Here is a 19,518-nt window from a genome sequence, read left to right as displayed (position 1 = left end):
TGACGGGCGGCGGTCTTCCGGCTACCGACTGTGCTGTCATAGATCAGTGGTCGTAACAGAACTCGGGGTGGCCGAGGCCATCGACAAGGCACGTGCCCTGCAGCGGGCCGGGGTCGACGCGGTCTGCTCGGGGCGGCCGCGTGAGGGTTTGAAGCTCCTCCACCGGGGCATGTCGGTGCTCGACTCGGTCGACCCGGACGATGAACCCACCCGGTGGGAATGGTCGTCCGCTCGTATCCGGCTCACGAATTCGCTCGTCGCGCTCGGGACGGAAACCGGGGGAGAGGTCGAGGCGGGGCTGGCCGAACTCGACGAGGTGCGGTCATTACTCGACGGGATCGGCGATCCGAAACTGCGTGCGGAGCTGAGCGGCGCCATCGACCACAATTACGGGCTCATGCTCATGGCCGTCGGCAGAAACGAAGAAGGCATCGCCTACTTCGACGCCTCGATCGAGCACAAGGAATTCGTGCTCGCTTCGGCGCACGATCCGGTCCCCTTGCTCGGTCCGTTCCTCGGCACGATGATCACCCGCGGACTCGCGTATACGCGGTTGGGCGACGTCGGCCGGGCTCGTGAGGATCTGGCCCGGGCGATGGACATCGCGGAAAAGTACGAGCTGCGGCAGCAGGCGGCGGATGCGCGGCGGCCTCTCGGCTCGCTCGAGCTGAGGATCGGGAACGTCCCCGTGGCACTTCGGCTCTACGAAGAGAGCGAAAGGATTTACCGGGCGCTCGACGTCGAGATCCATCCGCTCCTGAGGCTCGAACAAGGAAAGGCGTTGCTCGCCGCGGGACTGGCCGAAGAGGCCGCGGGGCACCTCGACGACGTGCTGACGGTGATGCACGAGCAGACCAGTATCACCCGGGACCTCGCCGATGTGGAGCTGTATCGCGCGTCGGCGGCGCTGATGAGCGACGATCTCGAACTCGCCCGTTCGTACGCCGCGTCCGCACGCCGCCGGATGCTCCGCTGGGGCTGCCAGACCTGCGTCGCCAACGCGACCATCGTCGGCCTCCGCGCCGACGTCCAGGAAGCCTTGCGCACCAACGTGATTCCGCCGACCTTGACGTCTCGCGCGCTGCGCGCGGCGAACGGGATGCCGATGCCGAGGCTCGCCGATCAGGCGGCGCTGGCGCGGATGCTGGCCGTCCGGATCGAGCTGCGCAAGGGAAAACACAAACGTGCCGCCGAGTTGCTCGAGCGGATTCCGCGGCCGGGACGGCTGACCTCCGTCGATTACCGGATGTTGCGCAGGCTTTGCCGCGCGGAACTCGCGGTGGCCGAGGGGGACAAGAGCAGGGCGCTGGCCGAGATCCGCGCCGGGCTCACCGAGCTCGACCGGGTCCGCGACCGGATGGGCGGCATCGAGCTGGTGTCCGGGACGGCGCTGCACGGCCGGGAGCTGGCGGATCTGGCCGTCAAGATCGTGCTGGAGCGCGCCGACGCGGCCCGGTTGTTCGGCTGGACGGAGCGGACCCGCGCCCAGAGTTACCGGTACGAACCTGTTGTGGCGGCCGATCCGGAGCTCGCGGAGCGGGTCGGGGAGGTCCGGGGGCTCGATCAGGCGATCCACCAGGCGCAGCACGACGGGCATCCGACGGCGGCCTTGCGCTCCAAACACGCCGAGCGGTTGCGCGAGGCGCATCGGCTCGGCTGGCATACCGGGCGCTGGGGCAGGCCGCGGCCGGTCGCACGGCTCTCCGAGGTGGCCGACGAGCTGGGCGAACGCGCGCTGGTGAGTTTCGCGTCGTCGGACGACGACCTGGTGGCGATGGTCGTCGTCGGCGGGCGGTGCGAGCTGGTGCGGCTCGGTTCGGCCGAGCGGGCGGCGGAGTCCGCGCGGATGCTGAACGTCGATCTCGACGCCCTCGCTCCGGACAGGTTGCCGGCGCCGCTGGTCCAGTCGGTGCTGGCTTCGGCATGCAAACAGGCCGAACGGCTGGACGGCCAGCTGATCCGGCCGCTCGAAGCGTTGCTCGGCGACCGCGGTCTGGTCGTCGTGCCGACCGGACCGTTATTCGCCGTTCCCTGGGGAGTGCTGCCCACGCTGCGGTCGCGGCCGATCGTCGTGGCGCCCTCGGCGACGGCGTGGCTGGGCGCGGAGCGCTCGGCGATGCCCCGCGCGCGGAAGGTCGTCCTGGTCCGCGGGCCCGGCCTCGTCGGGACCAGGGGTGAGCTGGACAAACTGGCCACGCATTACCGGGCCGCGCATACGCTGGCCGGAGCCGACGCGACCGTGTCCTCCGTCCTGCGCGCGCTGGACGGCGCGAAGCTCGCGCACATCGCCGCGCACGGCGCGCACGAACCCGAGAACGCCTTGTTCTCCCGGCTGGAACTGGCCGACGGCGCGCTCTTCGCGCACGAGATGGCCGGGCTCGCGCAGCCTCCGGCGCAAGTCGTCTTCGCGGCCTGCGAACTGGCACTGAACCGGATCCGGCCCGGCGACGAGGTCCTCGGTTTCGCCAGCGCGTTGCTCGCGAGCGGTTCGCGCACGGTGATCGCGCCGTTGAGCCGAGTCGGTGACGAAGCCGCGGCGGCCGCGATGGACGATTACCACCGCGGACTGGCCGAAGGGGCAGGGCCGGCGACGGCGTTGGCGGACACCATCGCCGTTGATCCGTTCCGGCGACCGTTCGTCTGTTTGGGTGCGGGCTGAACGTCCGGCTTGACAACCCCTGTTCGATCTTCACGACTCCAAGTGGCCGGTTGGTTACTCTTGACCGAGTCGTCTGAACCAATTATGGTCTAGACCACATTCGCTCGCTCGGCGTTTCGGCGGATGTGTCCCGACCTTCATTGGTATTTCGCTCGCTGTGACCCAGGAATCTCGAGTCCGCGGTGGGTGTAGAGATGGGAAAGGGGTAGGCATGAGCTTCAAACGACGGCTTTTGACCCTGGCGGCCGGTGCGGCGATGGTGCCGGCGGCCCTGGTCGCGATCCCGGCAGGCACCGCCAACGCGCACGGTTACGTTTCCTCGCCTGCGAGCAGGCAGGCACAGTGCGCGCAGAACACCGTTTCCTGTGGCTCGATCAAATGGGAGCCGCAAAGCGTCGAGGGCCCCAAGGGGCTCATGAGCTGTAACGGCGGCGTCGGCCGTTTCGCCGACCTCAACGACGACAGCAAGGGCTGGAAGGTGCACTCCCTCGGCCGTACCACCACGTTCCGGTGGACGCTGACGGCTCGCCACCGCACCAGCACCTGGGAGTACTTCGTCGACGGCGCCAAGGTCGCCAGCTTCAACGACGGCGGCGCGCAGCCGGGTGCCACGGTCACCCACAGCGTGAACCTGCAGCAGAGCGGGCGGCACAAGATCCTCGCCCGCTGGAACGTCTACGACACGGCGAACGCGTTCTACGCCTGCATCGACGCCAACATCAGCTAGGTACCGACTCTCGTGAGTGGTAGTGAGGCCGTCACTACCACTCACGAGTTTTTTTGTGCCACGCTCACCTCATGAGCGATGAGGAGCGCGACGGCGTCAAGCTGACCAACCTCGACCAGCCGTTGTTCGAGGGTGCGACCAAGCGTGACCTGGTGGACTATCTGGACGCCGTCGCGGGCCGCCTGCTCCCGGTCCTGGAGAACAGGCCGCTTTCGGTCATCCGCATCCTCCGCGGCCAGGACCCGTTCATGCAGAAGAACCTGCCCAAATACACGCCCGGCTGGGTGAAGCGGTACGGGATGTGGGCGGAGACGTCGAAACGGCAGGTGTCGTACGCGCTCTGCGACGACCGCCGGACGCTGCTGTGGTTCGCGAACCAGCGCGCCGTCGAATACCACCCGACCTTGATGACCGCGGACGCCGACGCGGGTCCGACCCATCTGGTGCTGGACCTCGACCCGCCCGCCGGAGACGATTTCGCCCATGTCGTGAAGGCCGCGATGCTGGTGCGCCAGGCCCTCGGCGACTCCGGGCTCGCCGGAGCGGTGAAGACCAGCGGCTCCAAGGGTGTGCACATCTTCGTCCCGCTGACGCCGGGACAGGGCTTCGAGGACGTCGCGGCCGCGACCCGCGCCCTCGCCGCCCGCGCGGAACAGATCGATCCGGCGGTCGCGACGACCGCGTACATCGTGGAAGACCGCGAGGGGAAGGTCTTCCTCGATTCGACCCGGGCGGGCGGGAACACGGTCGCGGCGGCGTACAGCCCCCGCTTGCGGCCGGGGCTGACGGTGTCGTTCCCGGTGGCCTGGGACGAACTCGAAAACGTGGTCCCCGCCGATTTCACCGTTCACACGGCGCCGCGTCTCCTGGGGGACAAGGATCCGTGGGCCGAGTCGATGCCGGAGCCACAGACGCTGCCCGCCGATCTTGTCGAGCAGGGGCACACGATCCCGATCGCCCGCGTCGTGGCGATGCACGAGGGGAAACGCCGGGCGAGGGCGCGCGCTCAGAAGGACTGAACGCCCACGACGCCACGGCCTTTTGTGTACCTTGGACCGCACTGGGGGCGGGGAAGGTACTGGGGGCTTTCGTGGGGAAGATCGATGCCGACGTACTGATCGTGGGGGCCGGTCCGGCGGGGCTCGTGCTGGGAAACCTGTTGCGGGCCGCCGGAATCGACTGCGTGATCCTGGAGCGCCGGAGCCGTGAGCATGTCGAAAACCGGGCCAGGGCGGGCTTTCTGGCCGCGAACAGCGTCCGTGTGCTCAAGGAGAACGGGCTCGCCGGCGGGCTGATCGAAAGAGGCCTGAGGCACGACACCTGTGCCTTTCGCAATGATCAGGCCGAATTCGAGCTCAAGTACAGCGAGCTCGGGAACGGTGAGGTGCACACCGTCTACCCGCAACAGTTCCTGGTCACCGACCTGATCGCGGAATTCCTCGCCCGTGGCGGGGAGATCAGGTTCGGGGCCGAGGTCGGCTCGGTGTCGGCGATGGACGCGACGGTCATCGCCGACGATCTTCTCTTGCGTGCCAAGTACATCGCCGGTTGCGACGGCAGGCGCGGGATCTCGCTGAGATCCGTGCCCGCGCGGGTCTTCCGGCGGGACCACGACATCTCGTGGCTCGCGATCCTCGCCGAGGCGCCGCCGAGCATGTCCGCGATCGGCTACGCGATCCACGAACGCGGATTCGCCGGGCACATGGCCAGGACACCGACGGTGACGCGCTACTACCTCGAAGTACCGCGCGGCGAGGACCCCGAGAACTGGGGAGACGACCGGATCTGGGACGAACTGCACCTGCGGATGCGGGCCGACCGTTACGGCGAGCTCAAACGCGGCGCCATCATCGAGCGCCGGATCGTGGACATGGCGTCGCGGGTGATGGACGCGATCCAGCGGGGGAACCTGTTCCTCGCGGGGGACGCGGCGAGCCTGATCAGCCCGGCCGCGGCGAAGGGAGCGAATCTCGCGTTGATGGAGGCCGAGATTCTCGCGCACGCGTTGATCGATGCCCTCGTCGAGGGCGACACGACGGCACTCGAGCGCTACTCCGCCGACTGCCTGCCCCGGATCTGGCGCGCGCAGGAGTTCTCCCTCTGGATGATCAACCTCCTGCACAGCCCCGGCGGATACGACGACGAGGCCGTCTTCCAGCGGGCACTGCGCGACGCGCGGCTGGAGAGCCTGCGGGTTTCCCGCGCGCACCAAGACTTCTTCGCCGAGAACTACGTGGGTATCTGAACCGATCGCCCGCCGCGTCCGTATTCCGGTGAAGAGGGAAAGGACGGACGACGATGCCGGTACGTATCCGCTGGACGCCGTTGAACCCGCACCCGAACCGCCCCGTGCCCGTGGAAGAACCCGAGCCGGAACCGCTAGCCGGCGCGGACGGCGGGTGCCGCGGGCCGCTCGACGCGAAGGAGCCGGACGTCGCCTGAGCGGTCTCTCCCCGGCTCCTCCTCGGTGACGAAACGCAGCACCCCGGTGGCTTCGCGGGTCACCATCCGCGCGCCGTGCCAGCCGGACGGCACCCAGCCGTCGCGCAGGGCCCGGCGCACCTTCCCGGCCCTCTTGACGTGGCGGGCGAACGAATGCCGCCGGATGACGCGCCCGCGCGCGACTTGGCCCGCGCGGGCGTCCTCCGGGCTGACGTCGAGCCACAGCAGCCGGACCGGGCGGCGGCTCATCCGGCCGAGCAGGGCCAGCAGGCCGCGGGTCGTCGCCCGGGTCGAGGGCTCGTGCACGATGACCGGGCCGCCGTCGGCCAGCGCGAACCGGACGACCCGCGCGCGATGCCAGAGATGGACCACCGGCCGGTAGAACCGGTACGGCAGCGCGGGCGGCAGCCGTTCGCGCAGCCGCGCGCGGACCTGATCGGAGTCGAGCACGGGTATGGCGCCGGTCGCCGCCCGGGACAGCAGGGTGGTCTTGCCGGCCCCGGGAATCCCCGCGACCACCAGCAGGTCGCGGCGGCCGAGGCGGAATGCGATGCGATCGGTCATAAGGCGTCAACGACCCGGCCGAGGGCAAAGGTTCCTTTACCTTCGGCGGCGCAGGTCAGGCGGTCACCCGGGTCCCCGCCGTCACCGGCTTGTCCGGCAGCAGCGTCCCGCCCTTGGTGAGCCACGCGACACCGAACGCGAGGATCGCGATCGACTCCAGCCACAGCGCCGGGTACAGGTCCTTCGTCAGCTCGTCGAAGACCAGCCCGCACAGCACGATCAACGCCAGGCACACCAGCATGATCACGCCGGAGGCGACGTACAGCCGGTTCCGCTCGGATTTGCGGCCGCCGGGGATCTCCTTGTCCGACTTGGTGAACAGCACGATGCAGAAGAACGCCAAGGTGAGGAAGAAGACCGCGGCGAAGCCGAGGTGCAGCAGGCCGATGATCTCGTCCGTACGGTCGCCGTTCGCCGGTGTCGTGGGGAAGAGCGCCACCCCGACGGCGGCCACGGCCGCGATGTTCCCGGCGATGTCGTCGACCCGGCCGTAACCCCGATACGACAACAGGAAGACGCCGATGGCGCACATGACGCCGACCCAGACGTCCCGCATTCCCGAGTAGTAGTACCCGCTGATCGAGTTGAGCAGGCCGCCGCCGTCGACGAGCAGCTTCCCGAAGATCAGCACGAAGGGCAGTCCGGTCCCGAGGAAACCGATGGCACGCCGCAGGAACAGGTAGTTGTGGACGAGGTTGTCGGTCGCCGCTCGCGGGCCCATGGTCGCCTCCGTGCTCAGTGCTTGTCGCTACATAATGACAGCTCGTGACGACGGTGGGACCGTGTGTTATCGAATTGCTCGCTAGGCGGTCTCCAGCACGACGGCCGCGACGTAGCCGCCCATCCCGATCGATGTTTTGACGGTGAGCCCGCTTTCCGGCCGGGACGGCCCGTCCATCAGCTGCGAATGCCCGTCCGCCACCGGTTTCGGCGCCGGGACCAGATCCCGCTCGGCCGCGAGGCAGATCGTCGCGATCTCGGTCAGCGCGCTGCCCGACTGGCTGTGCCCGGTCAGCGGTTTGATCGAGTAGATCTCGGTCTCCCGGGGGAAGACCGCTTCGAGGATCCGGGATTCCGTGCGGTGGCAGAGTTTCGTACCCGTCCCGTGCGCGTTCAGGTAGCGGACGTCGGACGGCGCCGCGTTCGCGTTCTCCAGCGCCCCGGTCACCGACGCGATGGCGTTCGACGGATCGGGGTCGAGCGCCATCGCGTTGTGCGCCTCGTGGGTCATGGCGCCGCCTCGCAGCGTCGCGTAGGACTCGGTCTTCCGCTGGGTCAGCACCACCGCGACCGCGGCCTCGGAGAAGGTGAAACCCCTTGTGCCCTCTTGGAAAGGACGGCACGCGTCGAGCGGGGGCACGTCGGTGACCGCCACCCCGCAGTGCACGAAGTTGCGCACCATCGGCCTGGTCGCGGACAGATCCGTGGTGACCACGACCACGTCGTCGGCCATGCCGGCGTCCAGCCACATCTTCGCGGTGAGCACCGCGGCGCTGCCGGTCGCGCACATCGCGGACGTGGCCATGGAAGGGCCGTGGAAACCGAACTCCGACATGAGCGTCGCGATCGGGGTCGAGGGCATCATGCCGATGAATTCGCGCCGGTACATGAGCTGCTCGCCCATTTCGGTGAGCCGGTCCCAGGTGCGCAGATCCTCGCGGACGCCGCCGGAGATGACGCCGACCCGGCGTCCTGGCGTCCAGCCCCGCGCGCCGGCGTCCTCGATCGCTTCCCGCGCCGCGGCGAGCAGGGCGCGCGCGTGCAGGCTGCCGTCCCTGGCGCGGCCGCCCTCGGGGACGTGGGCGACCCAGCCCGGCTGATCCGGGGTTTCCCCGAAGCCTTCGGTGAATTGGGCGCAGGGGACGCCGCTCGCCAGGCCCTCCCACAGTGATTCGCGCCCCCAGCCGTAGGCGGTTACGGCGCCGATGCCGCAGATGTCTGTTTTGCTCCGCACGTGTTTCCCTTCAACTACATTCAGTCAACGCTGGGGTGGAATAGCCGCACCGATCAGCTGTCCGGGGAGGACGGCTACGTCGATTTAGTGATCTAATCGGAAGCTACATCAGTCGAGTAGGGGGTTTGGATCAGATGGATCCTGACGATCTCGACGGTGGGACTCCCGACACCCACCGGCCCTCGGATCAGGATTCCTCGCCAGCGAACGGCACCGCGACCCGCACGGTGGGAAAACCCGGCCGGCACGCGTCGCTCGTCCGTCTGCTGACCGAGTTGTCCGCCGAGAGGGATCAGCGCGGCGAACCCGCGCTCGCCTTTCTCGGCCAGGGGTACCGCCTTTTGGAGCAAAATTCCGACGGCGGCGCATTGGGAACGCAATATCTCACGATGGTGGAAGCGAGCCCTTACGGGATCTGCGTCCATCAACGGGGCAAAGTCGTCTTCGTGAACTCGGCCACGATGCGCTTCGTCGGCGCGAAGGTGTCGACCGAGATCATCGGGATGCACATCACCGATCTGGTCGACGCCGGCTCGCAGGACGCGCTGCTGGCGCGGATCGGCTCGCTGGTCTCGCCGGGCTCGTTCAGCGAGCCGACGGAGATGACACTGCGGACCCTGCAGGGCAGGCGGGTCACCGTCGAATCGCAGGCGGTGCTCACGACGTGGGAGGGCGAACCCGCGTACCAGGTGATCATGCGCGACCTCACCACGCAGAAGGCGGCCGAGGCCGGTCTGCGGTTTCAGGCCGCGCTGGTCGGCCACGCGAGCGACGCGATCATCGCGACCTCTCCCGACGGGCTGGTGACCAGCTGGAATCCGGCGGCCGAGGCCGTCTACGGCCATGATCTCGACCAGGTCATCGGGGTTCCGGTGGCCGAGGTCGTCGGCGCGCCGATGAGCCCCCGGCAGGTCGTCGCCGCGGGCGGTGTCGTGCAGGCCACGCATTACAGCGCCGACGGAACGGCGCTGGCGGTGCGGGTCTCGGCGGCCGAGATGTTCGACGGTTACGTGCTGCTGTGCGCCGACGAGACCGCGCAGCGCCGGGCCGAGGCCGAATTCGCCACCGTCGTCGAGACGCTCGACGAAGGAGTGCTTCTGGTCGGCCCCGGCGGACGGATCGAGCTGGCGAATTCGGCGGCGCACCGGATCGCCGGGGTGCCACCGGGTTCCCTGGTCGGACTGGAGAGCCGGACGTTGCGGCTGCACGACGAGCACGGCGCGCCGGTGCCGGTCGACGACCTGCCGTCCGCGCGGGTTCGGCGGTCCGGGAAGGTCGAGACCGGGCGGGTCGTGCAGGTGCGGCGACGCGACGGCGCCCATCGATGGCTTTCGCTGACCTCCGGCCCGCTGATGGCGCCGGGGCAGAGCGTGCCCTCCGTGCTGACGTCCTTCGCCGACATCACCGAGCGGCGGGCGATCAGCGAACGGCTGGCCTACGAGGCGACCCACGACCCGCTGACCAGGCTCGCGAACCGCACGCTCGCGCTGAACCACCTGCGCCGCACGATCGCCGATCCGGCGCGGACGACCACCGTGATGTTCATCGACCTCGACAAGTTCAAGATCATCAACGATTCGCTCGGTCATACCGTCGGCGACCAGGTGCTGCGCATCATCGGCGACCGCCTGCGGGCCGCCGCCGGGCCTTCGGACCTGGTCGGACGGCTCGGCGGGGACGAGTTCCTGGTCATCACCACCGGTTATACCGAAGCCGCCGAAGTACGGGCGCTGGCCGATCACCTCCAGCGGCGGCTCGCCGAATCGCTCACCGTGCACGGCCGCGAACTGCATATAAATACGAGTATTGGAATAGTGATCGCCGAACCGGGCGATCGGCGCAGTGCCGACGAATTGCTGGAAGACGCCGATCTGGCGATGTATCAGGCAAAGACATTCGGGCCCGGCCGATATGCGTTCTATGCGCCGATCATGCGGAAACGAGTACAAGACCGATTCGCGTTGGAGCAGGATCTGCGCAACGCCGTCGCCAAAGGCCTGGTCGAGACCGTTTATCAGCCCGTCGTCGATTTGCGTACCGGTGCCATGGTCGCGGTGAAGGCGAAGTCCTGTTGGGAGCACCCGGAACGCGGGCCGATCGATCCGGCGGAATTGGCGGAGATCACCGACGAAGGCGATCTCATGACGGTCATCGGGGCGGAGGTCCTCGCCAAGGCCGCCCGCGAGATCTCTCGATGGCGTGCCGATCATGGTGTGCACTGTAATGTGAATGTGAGTCTTTCGGTCCGCCAACTGGGCGATCCCGCCTTGCTGCAAGTGGTTCAGACAACGTTGGAGGCCGCTGGGCTGGGGCCGCAGGACCTGTGCCTCGACGTCGACGAGACGGCGCTGAAGGACGCGGCCGACGCGGTCGACGCGCTGCGGAAGACCGGCGTGCGGGTGACCGCGGAACGGTTCGGCGCCGGGTATTCCTCGCTCGCCCAGCTGTGCCGCCTGGATCTGAACGTGATCGAGATCGACCGGTCGTTCGTGGCCGATCTCGGCAGGTCGAGCGACGCCGAGCCGATCGTCGCCGGGATCATGGCGATGGCGCACGCGGTCGACCTCGTGGTGGTCGCCGAAGGAGTCGAAACCGTGCGGCAGCTGGAGGTCCTGCACGAACTCGGCTGCGACTGGGCGAAGGGGCCGCTGGTCGCGCCGCCGGGCCGGGTCGAGGACCTGAAGCGCGCGTACGAACACGTCGTGCGATGAACCGGGCGGCCACTGTGGACGTGGTACCGGATGCGGGACCAAAGCCTCCTGTCGCGACGGCGTTTTCCGGCGCAGGCTTACCCGGTGAAGGAGGTCCGTCGTGTCGCTCGTGTACCTGTGGCGCCGGATCCACCTCGGCCGGAATCCGCTCGCTCGCGGCTCGGACCGGGTCGAGGCGGCGATCGTCGTCTTCGGTGTCCTGATCGCGCTGCTCGGTGTGCCGCTGGCCGCGGCGGCCGGTTCGGAGGCCTACGCGGCGATGATGGAGCGTTCGGCGCTGGAGACGGCTTCGCGGCACTCGACGACCGCGTTCCTGCTCGAAGACGCTCCGCCCGCGCGGATCGGTGTCGACGGGACGCCTTCCACGGAGACGGCTTCGGTGGCTGCGCGATGGGCGTTGCCGGATGGTCGGTTTCAGGAGGCGCGTGTCGCTTCGGACCTCGGCGCTTCGGCGGGGGACGCGGTGACCGTGTGGCTCGACGAGTCCGGCGCCGTGGTCGAGCCGCCGGTGATGCCGCTGGACGCGACCAGCGCGGGGATCGGCGTCGGGGTGGGGGTGTGGCTGGCGGCGGTGACGCTGTTGGCGGCGGGGTATGTGCTCGCGCGGTGCCTGCTGAACCGGGCGCGGTGGGCCGCTTGGGACCGGGAGTGGGAGCGGTTCGGGCAGGGCTCGCGGTCTTGAGGCTTGGGACACGTGCGAAGGTCGAGTTTTTTCGGCTGAGCCGTGTGAAGGGGGCCTTCGCGCGCGTTGGGTGTGAAACTCGAGGTCGGTGGGGCGGGTGTGGCGGGCTCGCTGTCCGTGCAGGGCGCCGGGTGGTGTCGCTCGTGGTGATTCGGAGTGAGCCTCCGAATCTGGGTCGGTGTCCGTTTGATCCTTGTATGTACGGTTTCGCGAGGGGGTCGTGAGTGGCAAGTAGGGTTCTAACCCTCTTCAGCGCTCACGACCCCCTCGCCAAGCGCCCGAATCGGCATCGCTACTCCGAGAGTGTTTGCGGCTGCTGTGACGAGCTCCGAACAGGCGACTTTGCCGGGCCTGGCTTCGTCCCAGTGCATGAAGGCCCCCTTGCTGTACCTAGGCGCAAGGATGGGGGCCTTCATGTACTTGGTCGGGCCCTGCGGGGCCGCGGTTAGTCGGCTAAGTGTGGAATGTTGGCGCTGACCTGCGGATTCTCGCGAAAGTGGTAGCAAAGGTCCCTTGCTCCCCCTTGAGGGTTGTACCTACTAGTAGGTACAGTCCAGGGCGTGGACAAGAGGGAAAAGCTCATCGAGAGCACCCGCGAGCTCCTGTGGGAGCGCGGCTACGTCGGCACCAGCCCGAAGGCGATCCAGGAGCGCTCCGGCGCCGGCCAGGGCAGCATGTACCACCACTTCCAGGGCAAGTCCGAACTCGCCCTCGCCGCGATCGTCCGCAGCGCCGAAGATCTTCGCGTCAGGGCGGAGGCCGAGTTCTCCGGGCCCGGCTCGGCCGTCGAACGCATCACCGTCTACCTGCGCCGCGAACGCGCCGTGCTCAAGGGCTGCCCGGTCGGCAGGCTCGCCCAGGATCCCGACGTGATGGCCGACGCGGACCTGCGCAAGCCGGTCGAGGAGTTCTTCGGCTGGCTCACCGGCCGTCTCGCCGAGCTGCTCGACGAGGGCCGTGCGGCCGGTGAACTCGACGCGAAGCTCGACCCGCTCGCCACGGCGACCGCGCTGGTCGCGACGCTGCAGGGCGGCTACATCCTCGCCCGCGCCGCGGGCTCCCCGGACGTGTTCGCGAAAGCCGTCGACGGCGCACTCGGCCTGCTCGCCACCAAGGAGAACTGATATGCCCTTCGTCCGCATCGACGCCATCGGGACCGGCAAGCTCGAAGCCCTCGGCAACGCCGTCCACGACGCGATGGTCGAAACGCTCGGCATCCCGGACGACGACCGCTTCCAGGTCCTCAATGGCCAGAACACCCTGAAATACGACGACTACCTGGGGATCCACCGCGACGAAGGGGTCGTCTTCGTCGCGATCACCATGCGGCAGGGACGGACCGACGAGCAGAAGAAGGCCCTCTACCGGCGGATCGCGGAGCTCGCCGAGGAGTACGCGGGGACCGAGCCGCGGAACGTGCTCGTCACGATCACCGAGAACAATCCGGTCGACTGGTCGATCGGGAACGGCGAAGCGCAGTACGCGTGATCAAGCCGGCGCGGCAGTGAAGGCGTGCTGCTCCAGCAGCCACCACGTGTCGCGTCCGAACGACCAGGTCAGCAGCGCCAGCGCGCCCAGCGTGACCACGAAACCGGCCCAGAGCGGCAGGATCGTCGACGCGGCCACGACCAGCACGATCCCCTGGACCGCCGCGACCGTCTTGCGCGCCATGCTCGGCGGAAGCGGCGCGTTCAGCCACGGCCACAGCCTGCCCGCGACGACGAAGACGTAGCGCATCGCGCCGATCGTGAGCACCCACGGGCCCAGCGACTGCGCGACGACCACGCTCAGGATCAGGATCAGATACGCGTCGACCTCCATGTCGAACCGCGCGCCCAGCGGCGACGCCGTCCCGGTGCGGCGCGCGACCTGGCCGTCGACGGCGTCCAGGGCGAGCGCGACCGACGCGAGGACGACCATCGCGACGATCTCCCGGCCCGCGGTGTCGACGACGAGCGCGGTCACGCAGCCGACCAGCCCGGACCGGGCGAGCGTGACGGCGTCGGCCGGGCCGAGGGAGCGCGCGGTGCTCCGGTTCAGGCCGTAGGTCAGGAATCCGCCCACGGCGAGGCCGTAGGCCGCTCCGGAGAGCCAGCCCAGGGGGCCCAGCCCGGCGACGGCGTCCAGCGTCCCCAGCAGCGCCAGCTGGACGAGGACCCCCAGGAAAACTCCGGGGTTGATCACGAGGCCTCCTCGTTATGGTGGCGGTGACCCCGCTTCCAGGGTCCGACATGAGAGGACACGATGGAACGCGCCTTCTGGTTCAGTGGTTCCGGTGACGGTGAGCTCAGGCCGGTTTCGCTCCCTCCGGTCGGCGACGGCGAGGTGCTGGTCCGCACCCTGTACACGGGCGTGAGCCGGGGCACCGAGACGCTCGTCTTCCGCGGCGAGGTCCCGCCGAGTCAACGCGCGGCCATGCGCGCGCCGTTCCAGGATGGCGACTTCCCGGGGCCCGTGAAGTACGGATACCTCAATGTCGGCGTGGTCGAACGTGGTCCGGAAGAGCTGGTCGGGCAGGTCGTCTTCTGCCTCTACCCGCACCAGACGCGGTACGTCGTCCCGGCGTCGGCCGTCACGCCGGTGCCGCCCGGGGTGCCGCCGGAGCGCGCGATCCTCGCGGGGACGATCGAGACCGCGGTCAACGCCGTCTGGGACGCGTCGCCGAAACTCGGCGACCGGATCGCCGTGGTCGGGGCCGGCATGGTCGGCAGCAGCGTCGCGAAACTGCTGGCCGGGTTCCCGGCGACCAGGGTCCAGCTGATCGACGTCGACCCGGAGCGCGCGAAGATCGCCGAAGCGCTCGGAGTCGACTTCTCGACACCGGAGGACGCGCTGGGCGACTGCGATCTCGTCGTGCACGCGAGCGCGAGCGAGGCGGGGCTCGCGCGGTCACTGGAACTGCTCGCGCCGGAGGGCGAGGTCGTCGAGCTGAGCTGGTACGGCGACCGGAGGATCAGCGTCCCGCTCGGCGAGAACTTCCATTCGCGGCGGCTGACGATCCGCAGCAGCCAGGTCGGCATGGTCTCGCCGTCCCGGCGGCTGAACACCAGCTACGCCGACCGCTTGGCGCTCGCTTTGCGGATTTTGTCGGACCCCGTCTTTAAGGTGCTGGTCAGCGAGGAATGCCGGTTCGACGAACTACCGGACGTCTTGCCGCGTCTGGCCGCGAATGAACCAGGAACGCTCTGCCTCCGTGTGACCTATCAGTTGGAGGACACGCGCTAAGGGCACGACCGCAGGAGGTCCGTTGTTCAGTATCACCGTCCGCGACCACGTCATGGTCGCCCACAGCTTCCGCGGCGAGGTCTTCGGCCCCGCACAGCGGCTGCACGGCGCGACCTTCCTGGTGGACGCGACGTTCCGCCGGTCCGAACTGGACGCCGACAACATCGTCGTCGACATCGGGAAGGCGACCGAAGAGCTCAAAGCGGTGCTCGCCGACCTGAACTACCGCAACCTCGACGACGTGCCCGAGTTCGCCGGGATCAACACCTCGACCGAGTACCTCGCCAAGGTCGTCGCGGACCGGCTCGCCGACCGCGTCCACACGGGAGCGCTCGGGGAGGGGGCGCGCGGGCTCGAAAGCCTCACCGTCTCGCTGCACGAGTCCCACATCGCGTGGGCGAGTTACGAGCGTGCGCTGTGAGCGGCCTCCACGTCGTCCTGCCCAACGACATCGACGACGTGAGCGCGCCCAGCGGCGGCAACGTCTACGACCGGCGGCTGTGCGACGGTCTCGTCGCGGCGGGGATGGAGGTCCACGAGATCGCCGTGCGCGGGAACTGGCCGCGGCCCGACACCGAGGCGCGCACCGTGCTGGCGCGGAAACTCGCCGGACTGCCCGACGGTTCGGCCGTCCTGCTCGACGGGCTGGTCGCCTGCGGGGTGCCCGAGGTGATCGCGCCCGCCGCGCGGCGGCTGTCGATCGCCGTGCTGGTGCATCTCCCGCTTGCCGACGAGACGGGGCTGTCGCCTTCGCTCGCCGCCGAGCTGGACCGGCTGGAACGGGACACGCTCACCGCGGTCGAGGCCGTGGTGGTGACCAGTGCCTGGGCGGCGCGACGGCTGATCGAGCACCACGACCTCGCCCCGCATCGCGTGCACGTGGTGCCACCCGGGGTGGACCGGGCCGAAGTCTCATCCGGAAGCCTCGACGGGACTCGGCTGGTCTGCGTCGCCAACGTGACGCCGCGCAAGGGACAGGGCCTGCTCGCGGACGCGTTGACGTCGCTCAAGGATCTGCCGTGGACCTGTGAGTGCGTCGGCGCCATTCCCCGCGAGACCCGCTACGTCGAGCGCCTGCGGCGACACACGCTCGGCGACCGGTTCACCCTCACCGGCCCGCGCTCCGGCGAAGCGCTCGAAGCGACGTACGCGGCCGCAGACCTTCTCGTACTGCCGTCGCGCGCGGAGACCTACGGCATGGTCGTCACCGAAGCGCTCGCCCACGGCGTTCCCGTGCTGACGACCGCCGTCGACGCGCTGCCGGACACACTCGGTCGGGCGTCCGACGGCAGTGTGCCCGGCATGCTCGTCCCCGGCGAGGACGTCGACGCGCTGGCCGCCGCCCTCCGCCGCTGGCTCACCGAACCTGAATTGCGTGACCGTCTTCGCGCCTCCGCGCGCCTTCGCCGCGAGACGCTGACCGGCTGGGACGAGACGGCCCGCGGTGTCGCCGCCGTACTGCTGAGCGAAAGGACGGCGGCATGACCAAGTACGCCCCCAGCTGGCTCCAGTTGCGTGAGGACGCCGACGCCGCCGCCCGCGCGACCGAGCTGGTCGAACCGGTGCGCGCGTTCCTGCGCGGGCAGGACGAGGTCGTCATCCGGGATCTGGGTTGCGGCACCGGTTCGCTCGGCCGCTGGCTGGCGTTGCGGCTGCCCGGCCGCCAGCGCTGGATCCTGCACGACCGGGACCCCGATCTGCTCACCCACGCCCAGGCGCGCACCAGCCGCCCGGAACACGCTTTGGACGGCAGCGAGGTCACCGTCGTCACCGAACAGCGTGACATCACCGGGTTACGCGCGGAGGATCTCGCCGGGACGTCGCTCGTGGCCGCGTCGGCGCTGCTCGACCTGCTCACCGCCGAGGAGATGTCCCGGCTGGCGGAGGCCTGCGTCGAAGCGGGCTGCGCGGTCCTGTTCACGCTGAGCGTTTCGGGCCGGGTGGTGCTGTCGCCCAAGGACAAGTTCGACATCGAGATCTCCGACGCCTTCAACGCGCACCAGCGCCGGGTTACCGACGGGCGCTGGTTGCTCGGCCCGGACGCGGTGGACGTCGCTTTCGGCGTCTTCGAGCGGCTCGGCGCCACCGTGCGGCGCGCTCCCAGCCCGTGGCGGCTCGGGGCCGACCAGGCCGCGCTGACCGCGGAATGGCTCACCGGCTGGGTCGGCGCCGCCTGCGAACAGCGGCCCGAGCTGGCGGCGGACGGGGACGCCTATCTGCGGTGGCGGCTCGCGCAGTGCGCGGCGGGCGAGCTGGACGCGGTGATCCAGCACGAAGATCTGCTGGTGGTGCCCGCGTGAAACGGTTCTGGCCGTGGCTTCGGATCCTCGGCGCGCTCGGCATCCTCGGGGTGCTCGTCTGGCAACTGGGCACCGGCGCGTTCCTGGCCGGGCTGCGCGAGGTCGACGCGGGCGGGATCGCCGCCGCGCTCGGGATCGGTTTCGCCACCACGGTTTTCAGCGCCTGGCGCTGGTGCCTGGTCGCGCGGCGGCTCAGCCTGCGGTTGTCGCTGCCGGGCGCGATCGGCGAGTACTACCGCGCGTTGTTCCTCAACGGTGTCCTGCCGGCGGGTGTCCTCGGCGACGTCAATCGGGCCGTGCAGCACGGCCGCGAAACCGGTGACGTCCCGCGCGGCGTCCGCGCGGTGGTGCTGGAGCGCACGGCCGGGCAGATCGCGGTCATCGGCGCTTCGGTCGCCGTCGTGCTCAGCGCGCCTTCCGTGGTGCCCCCGCCGATCGACGGAGTCGTCACGGGCGCCGGGATCGTGGTGGTCGTCCTCGCGCTCACCCTGATCGTCACCGGGCTGACGGCCGGGAAGCGGTGGATCCACAGTGGATCGAAATGGCGCCGTGGCTTCGCCGTCACCCTCGCCGACGTCCGGCTCGGTCTGCTGACCAAGGAGACCTGGCCCGGCGTGAGCCTGCTGTCGGCCGCCACCCTGGCCGGGCATCTCGCGCTGTTCGTCGTCGCCGCGCGCGCGGCCGGGGTCACCGCGCCGGTCGGTGACCTGCTGCCGTTGATGATCCTCGCCCTGCTCGCGATGGGCCTGCCGCTGAACATCGGCGGCTGGGGCCCGCGCGAAGGGGTTTGCGCGCTGCTGTTCGGCGCGGCGGGGCTCGGTTCGGCGCAGGGCGTCACCGTGGCCGTCGTCTACGGCGTGCTCGCGCTCTTCTCCAGCCTTCCCGGTGCGGGCGTCCTGCTCGTGCGTTCCGTCAGGAGTCACCGAACAGAGGAGAAACCCGATGACCGTCGAGAGGGTCGTGGAGACCAGGCTGCCCACCCGGTACGGAGTCTTCCGCGCGTATGGGTATCTGGACGCCGACGGCACCGAACAGATGGCGCTGGTGCACGGCGACGTCGCGACCTCCGGCACGCTGGCGCGGGTCCATTCGGAGTGCCTCACCGGTGACGTCTTCAGCTCGATGCACTGCGAATGCGGCGACCAGCTGGCCGCCGCGCTGAAGGCGATCGTCGACGAGGGGGCCGGAGTCCTCGTGTACGCCCAAGGCCACGAAGGACGCGGGATCGGTCTGCTCGCGAAGCTGAAGGCTATGCGGCTACAGGAAGAGGGGCTCGACACCGTCGAAGCGAACATCGCGCTGGGCCTGCCGGTGGACGCGCGCGACTACCGTGCCGCGGCGGAGATCCTGAACGACCTCGGGGTGCGGTCGGTGCGGTTGCTGTCCAACAACCCGGCGAAGGTCGATCAGCTGAAACGGCACGGGGTGCGGATCAGCGAACGGGTGCCGCTGCTGGTCACGCCGAACGACGAGAACCTGCGGTACCTGCGGACGAAACAGGAGCGGATGCACCACTTCCTGCCGCATCTGGACCTGATCGAGTCAGCCGAGAGCGGCCAGAGTGTCCCCGAAGCTCTCCACCAGTGACTCGAGCACCAGCCGTCCCTTCTCCGCCGTCGCCAGCGAAGGCCGCCCGACGACCCCGGATTCCGAATACGGGCGCAGGCCCACCGTGAGCAGGTGCCGCCTGTCGTCGGCGAGGTGATCCGCCTCGGCGAAACCGGGCCGGACCAGCGAAGGGTGCGCGTGCAGCAGGAGGGAGGTCTCCAGCTCCCCGGCGTGCATGTCGCTGTCCAGCGACGTCTCCAGCCCGGCCGCGTCGTGCGCCGCCTGCCAGCCTTCGACGCCGGGGAAGAGCGCCATCGGCGACGTCGACTCCTGGACCACGTTGGACAGCACGTAGTTGCCGCCGTGCGCGTTCACCAGCACCAGTTTCGGCACGCCGGACCGGCGCAGTGAGGCCGCGACGTCGTTCACCACGGCGTACAGGGTCGCGGCCGAAACGCTGACCGTGCCCGCCCAGTCCGCGTGTTCGTGCGAGCAGCCGATGGTGACCGGCGGGAGCCGCAGCACCGGGTACGCCGCGGCGAGGGCGCCGGCGATCGTCGTCGCGATCAGGGCGTCGGTGGCGAGCGGGAGATGCGCTCCGTGCTGTTCGAAACTGCCGACGGGCAGCACCGCGACCTCGGCGCCGCGGGCGCTTTCGTCGGCCGTCGTGGCCGTCGGGAACAGGTCCATTCCGGCTACGGTACCC

At 69.4% G+C, this 19,518-nt stretch carries 18 protein-coding genes and 1 pseudogene; 14 read left to right on the top strand and 5 right to left on the bottom strand.

Translation table 11 applies throughout. The features are described 5' to 3' along the window. Nucleotides 1–46 precede the first annotated feature (46 nt). The 4 genes from NQK81_RS16340 to NQK81_RS16325 all read left to right on the top strand — a co-directional run bounded on the left by NQK81_RS16340 (nucleotide 47) and on the right by NQK81_RS16325 (nucleotide 5,631). Nucleotides 47–2,659: a CHAT domain-containing protein gene (locus NQK81_RS16340; protein WP_257488893.1), complete on the top strand. Its 2,613-nt coding sequence runs from the start codon at nucleotides 47–49 to the stop codon at nucleotides 2,657–2,659. A gap of 211 nt (nucleotides 2,660–2,870) precedes the next feature. Continuing rightward, the gene (locus NQK81_RS16335) at nucleotides 2,871–3,386 is read left to right on the top strand and encodes a lytic polysaccharide monooxygenase auxiliary activity family 9 protein (RefSeq protein WP_034317732.1); all 516 of its coding nucleotides are present in this window, start codon (nucleotides 2,871–2,873) and stop codon (nucleotides 3,384–3,386) included. Between the two features lie 71 nt (nucleotides 3,387–3,457). After that, the gene (locus NQK81_RS16330) at nucleotides 3,458–4,405 is read left to right on the top strand and encodes a DNA polymerase domain-containing protein (RefSeq protein WP_257488892.1); all 948 of its coding nucleotides are present in this window, start codon (nucleotides 3,458–3,460) and stop codon (nucleotides 4,403–4,405) included. Nucleotides 4,406–4,476: 71 nt separating this feature from the next. Further along, nucleotides 4,477–5,631 carry a 4-hydroxybenzoate 3-monooxygenase gene (locus NQK81_RS16325; protein ID WP_257488891.1) on the top strand — a complete coding sequence of 385 codons (1,155 nt, stop codon included), beginning with the start codon at nucleotides 4,477–4,479 and terminating at the stop codon, nucleotides 5,629–5,631. 134 nt (nucleotides 5,632–5,765) lie between these two features. Here the strand turns inward: NQK81_RS16325 and NQK81_RS16320 are convergent, their stop codons facing one another. From NQK81_RS16320 to NQK81_RS16310, 3 genes are all read right to left on the bottom strand, one after another. After that, nucleotides 5,766–6,392 carry an AAA family ATPase gene (locus NQK81_RS16320; protein WP_257488890.1) on the bottom strand — a complete coding sequence of 209 codons (627 nt, stop codon included), beginning with the start codon at nucleotides 6,390–6,392 and terminating at the stop codon, nucleotides 5,766–5,768. 55 nt (nucleotides 6,393–6,447) lie between these two features. After that, nucleotides 6,448–7,113 (bottom strand): DUF998 domain-containing protein, encoded by a 666-nt coding sequence (locus NQK81_RS16315; RefSeq protein ID WP_257488889.1) that lies wholly within the window; start codon nucleotides 7,111–7,113, stop codon nucleotides 6,448–6,450. A gap of 81 nt (nucleotides 7,114–7,194) precedes the next feature. After that, nucleotides 7,195–8,346 carry a beta-ketoacyl synthase N-terminal-like domain-containing protein gene (locus NQK81_RS16310; protein WP_126734015.1) on the bottom strand — a complete coding sequence of 384 codons (1,152 nt, stop codon included), beginning with the start codon at nucleotides 8,344–8,346 and terminating at the stop codon, nucleotides 7,195–7,197. A 134-nt stretch (nucleotides 8,347–8,480) separates the two neighbouring features. Between NQK81_RS16310 and NQK81_RS16305 the strand changes: the two genes are divergently transcribed. From NQK81_RS16305 to NQK81_RS16290, 4 genes are all read left to right on the top strand, one after another. Continuing rightward, complete coding sequence (locus NQK81_RS16305; RefSeq protein WP_257488888.1) at nucleotides 8,481–11,057, top strand: sensor domain-containing protein; 2,577 nt, start codon at nucleotides 8,481–8,483, stop codon at nucleotides 11,055–11,057. Between the two features lie 100 nt (nucleotides 11,058–11,157). Further along, nucleotides 11,158–11,739 carry an Rv1733c family protein gene (locus tag NQK81_RS16300; RefSeq protein WP_257488887.1) on the top strand — a complete coding sequence of 194 codons (582 nt, stop codon included), beginning with the start codon at nucleotides 11,158–11,160 and terminating at the stop codon, nucleotides 11,737–11,739. A gap of 560 nt (nucleotides 11,740–12,299) precedes the next feature. Beyond that, nucleotides 12,300–12,863: a TetR/AcrR family transcriptional regulator gene (locus NQK81_RS16295; RefSeq protein ID WP_257488886.1), complete on the top strand. Its 564-nt coding sequence runs from the start codon at nucleotides 12,300–12,302 to the stop codon at nucleotides 12,861–12,863. 1 nt (nucleotide 12,864) lies between these two features. Beyond that, nucleotides 12,865–13,227, top strand: coding sequence for a tautomerase family protein (locus tag NQK81_RS16290; RefSeq protein ID WP_257488885.1), 363 nt, complete (start codon nucleotides 12,865–12,867; stop codon nucleotides 13,225–13,227). Here NQK81_RS16290 and NQK81_RS16285 read toward each other — a convergent pair whose 3' ends face one another. Continuing rightward, nucleotides 13,228–13,923, bottom strand: coding sequence for a CDP-alcohol phosphatidyltransferase family protein (locus tag NQK81_RS16285; RefSeq protein WP_257488884.1), 696 nt, complete (start codon nucleotides 13,921–13,923; stop codon nucleotides 13,228–13,230). A gap of 60 nt (nucleotides 13,924–13,983) precedes the next feature. On the opposite strand from NQK81_RS16285, the gene NQK81_RS16280 reads away from it, so the two are divergent. From NQK81_RS16280 to ribA, 6 genes and pseudogenes are all read left to right on the top strand, one after another. Then, nucleotides 13,984–14,964 (top strand): zinc-dependent alcohol dehydrogenase, encoded by a 981-nt coding sequence (locus tag NQK81_RS16280; RefSeq protein WP_257488883.1) that lies wholly within the window; start codon nucleotides 13,984–13,986, stop codon nucleotides 14,962–14,964. 22 nt (nucleotides 14,965–14,986) lie between these two features. Continuing rightward, nucleotides 14,987–15,385, top strand: coding sequence for a 6-pyruvoyl trahydropterin synthase family protein (locus NQK81_RS16275; protein ID WP_257488882.1), 399 nt, complete (start codon nucleotides 14,987–14,989; stop codon nucleotides 15,383–15,385). Then, complete coding sequence (locus tag NQK81_RS16270) at nucleotides 15,382–16,449, top strand: glycosyltransferase family 4 protein (RefSeq protein WP_257488881.1); 1,068 nt, start codon at nucleotides 15,382–15,384, stop codon at nucleotides 16,447–16,449. The genes NQK81_RS16275 and NQK81_RS16270 overlap by 4 nt, the downstream gene beginning before the upstream one ends. Beyond that, nucleotides 16,446–17,264, top strand: coding sequence for a methyltransferase domain-containing protein (locus NQK81_RS16265; RefSeq protein ID WP_257488880.1), 819 nt, complete (start codon nucleotides 16,446–16,448; stop codon nucleotides 17,262–17,264). The genes NQK81_RS16270 and NQK81_RS16265 overlap by 4 nt, the downstream gene beginning before the upstream one ends. Next, nucleotides 17,261–18,373: a lysylphosphatidylglycerol synthase transmembrane domain-containing protein gene (locus NQK81_RS16260; protein WP_257488879.1), complete on the top strand. Its 1,113-nt coding sequence runs from the start codon at nucleotides 17,261–17,263 to the stop codon at nucleotides 18,371–18,373. The genes NQK81_RS16265 and NQK81_RS16260 overlap by 4 nt, the downstream gene beginning before the upstream one ends. Then, nucleotides 18,267–18,851: pseudogene (gene ribA / locus NQK81_RS16255) on the top strand (GTP cyclohydrolase II); the annotation flags it as partial. The gene NQK81_RS16260 and the pseudogene ribA, both read left to right, overlap by 107 nt. On the opposite strand, the gene NQK81_RS16250 reads toward ribA, so the two are convergent. Continuing rightward, nucleotides 18,807–19,502: a creatininase family protein gene (locus NQK81_RS16250; RefSeq protein ID WP_126734004.1), complete on the bottom strand. Its 696-nt coding sequence runs from the start codon at nucleotides 19,500–19,502 to the stop codon at nucleotides 18,807–18,809. The pseudogene ribA and the gene NQK81_RS16250 sit on opposite strands and share 45 nt — an antisense overlap. Nucleotides 19,503–19,518: the final 16 nt, after the last annotated feature.

The sequence above is a fragment of the Amycolatopsis roodepoortensis genome (assembly GCF_024628825.1).
In the GTDB taxonomy this organism is placed as follows: Bacteria; Actinomycetota; Actinomycetes; order Mycobacteriales; family Pseudonocardiaceae; genus Amycolatopsis; species Amycolatopsis roodepoortensis.
Note: the sequence above shows the minus strand (reverse complement) of the source record. Positions and strands in the feature narration are given on the sequence as shown.

Bases quoted from the DNA above. Each gene is read 5' to 3' on its own strand.
- NQK81_RS16335 (WP_034317732.1), top strand. From the start codon at position 2,871: ATGAGCTTCAAACGACGGCTTTTGACCCTGGCGGCCGGTGCGGCGATG.
- NQK81_RS16305 (WP_257488888.1), top strand. From the start codon at position 8,481: ATGGATCCTGACGATCTCGACGGTGGGACTCCCGACACCCACCGGCCC.
- NQK81_RS16290 (WP_257488885.1), top strand. From the start codon at position 12,865: ATGCCCTTCGTCCGCATCGACGCCATCGGGACCGGCAAGCTCGAAGCC.
- NQK81_RS16320 (WP_257488890.1), bottom strand. From the start codon at position 6,392: ATGACCGATCGCATCGCATTCCGCCTCGGCCGCCGCGACCTGCTGGTG.
- NQK81_RS16315 (WP_257488889.1), bottom strand. From the start codon at position 7,113: ATGGGCCCGCGAGCGGCGACCGACAACCTCGTCCACAACTACCTGTTC.
- NQK81_RS16250 (WP_126734004.1), bottom strand. From the start codon at position 19,502: ATGGACCTGTTCCCGACGGCCACGACGGCCGACGAAAGCGCCCGCGGC.
- NQK81_RS16265 (WP_257488880.1), top strand. From the start codon at position 16,446: ATGACCAAGTACGCCCCCAGCTGGCTCCAGTTGCGTGAGGACGCCGAC.
- NQK81_RS16280 (WP_257488883.1), top strand. From the start codon at position 13,984: ATGGAACGCGCCTTCTGGTTCAGTGGTTCCGGTGACGGTGAGCTCAGG.
- NQK81_RS16330 (WP_257488892.1), top strand. From the start codon at position 3,458: ATGAGCGATGAGGAGCGCGACGGCGTCAAGCTGACCAACCTCGACCAG.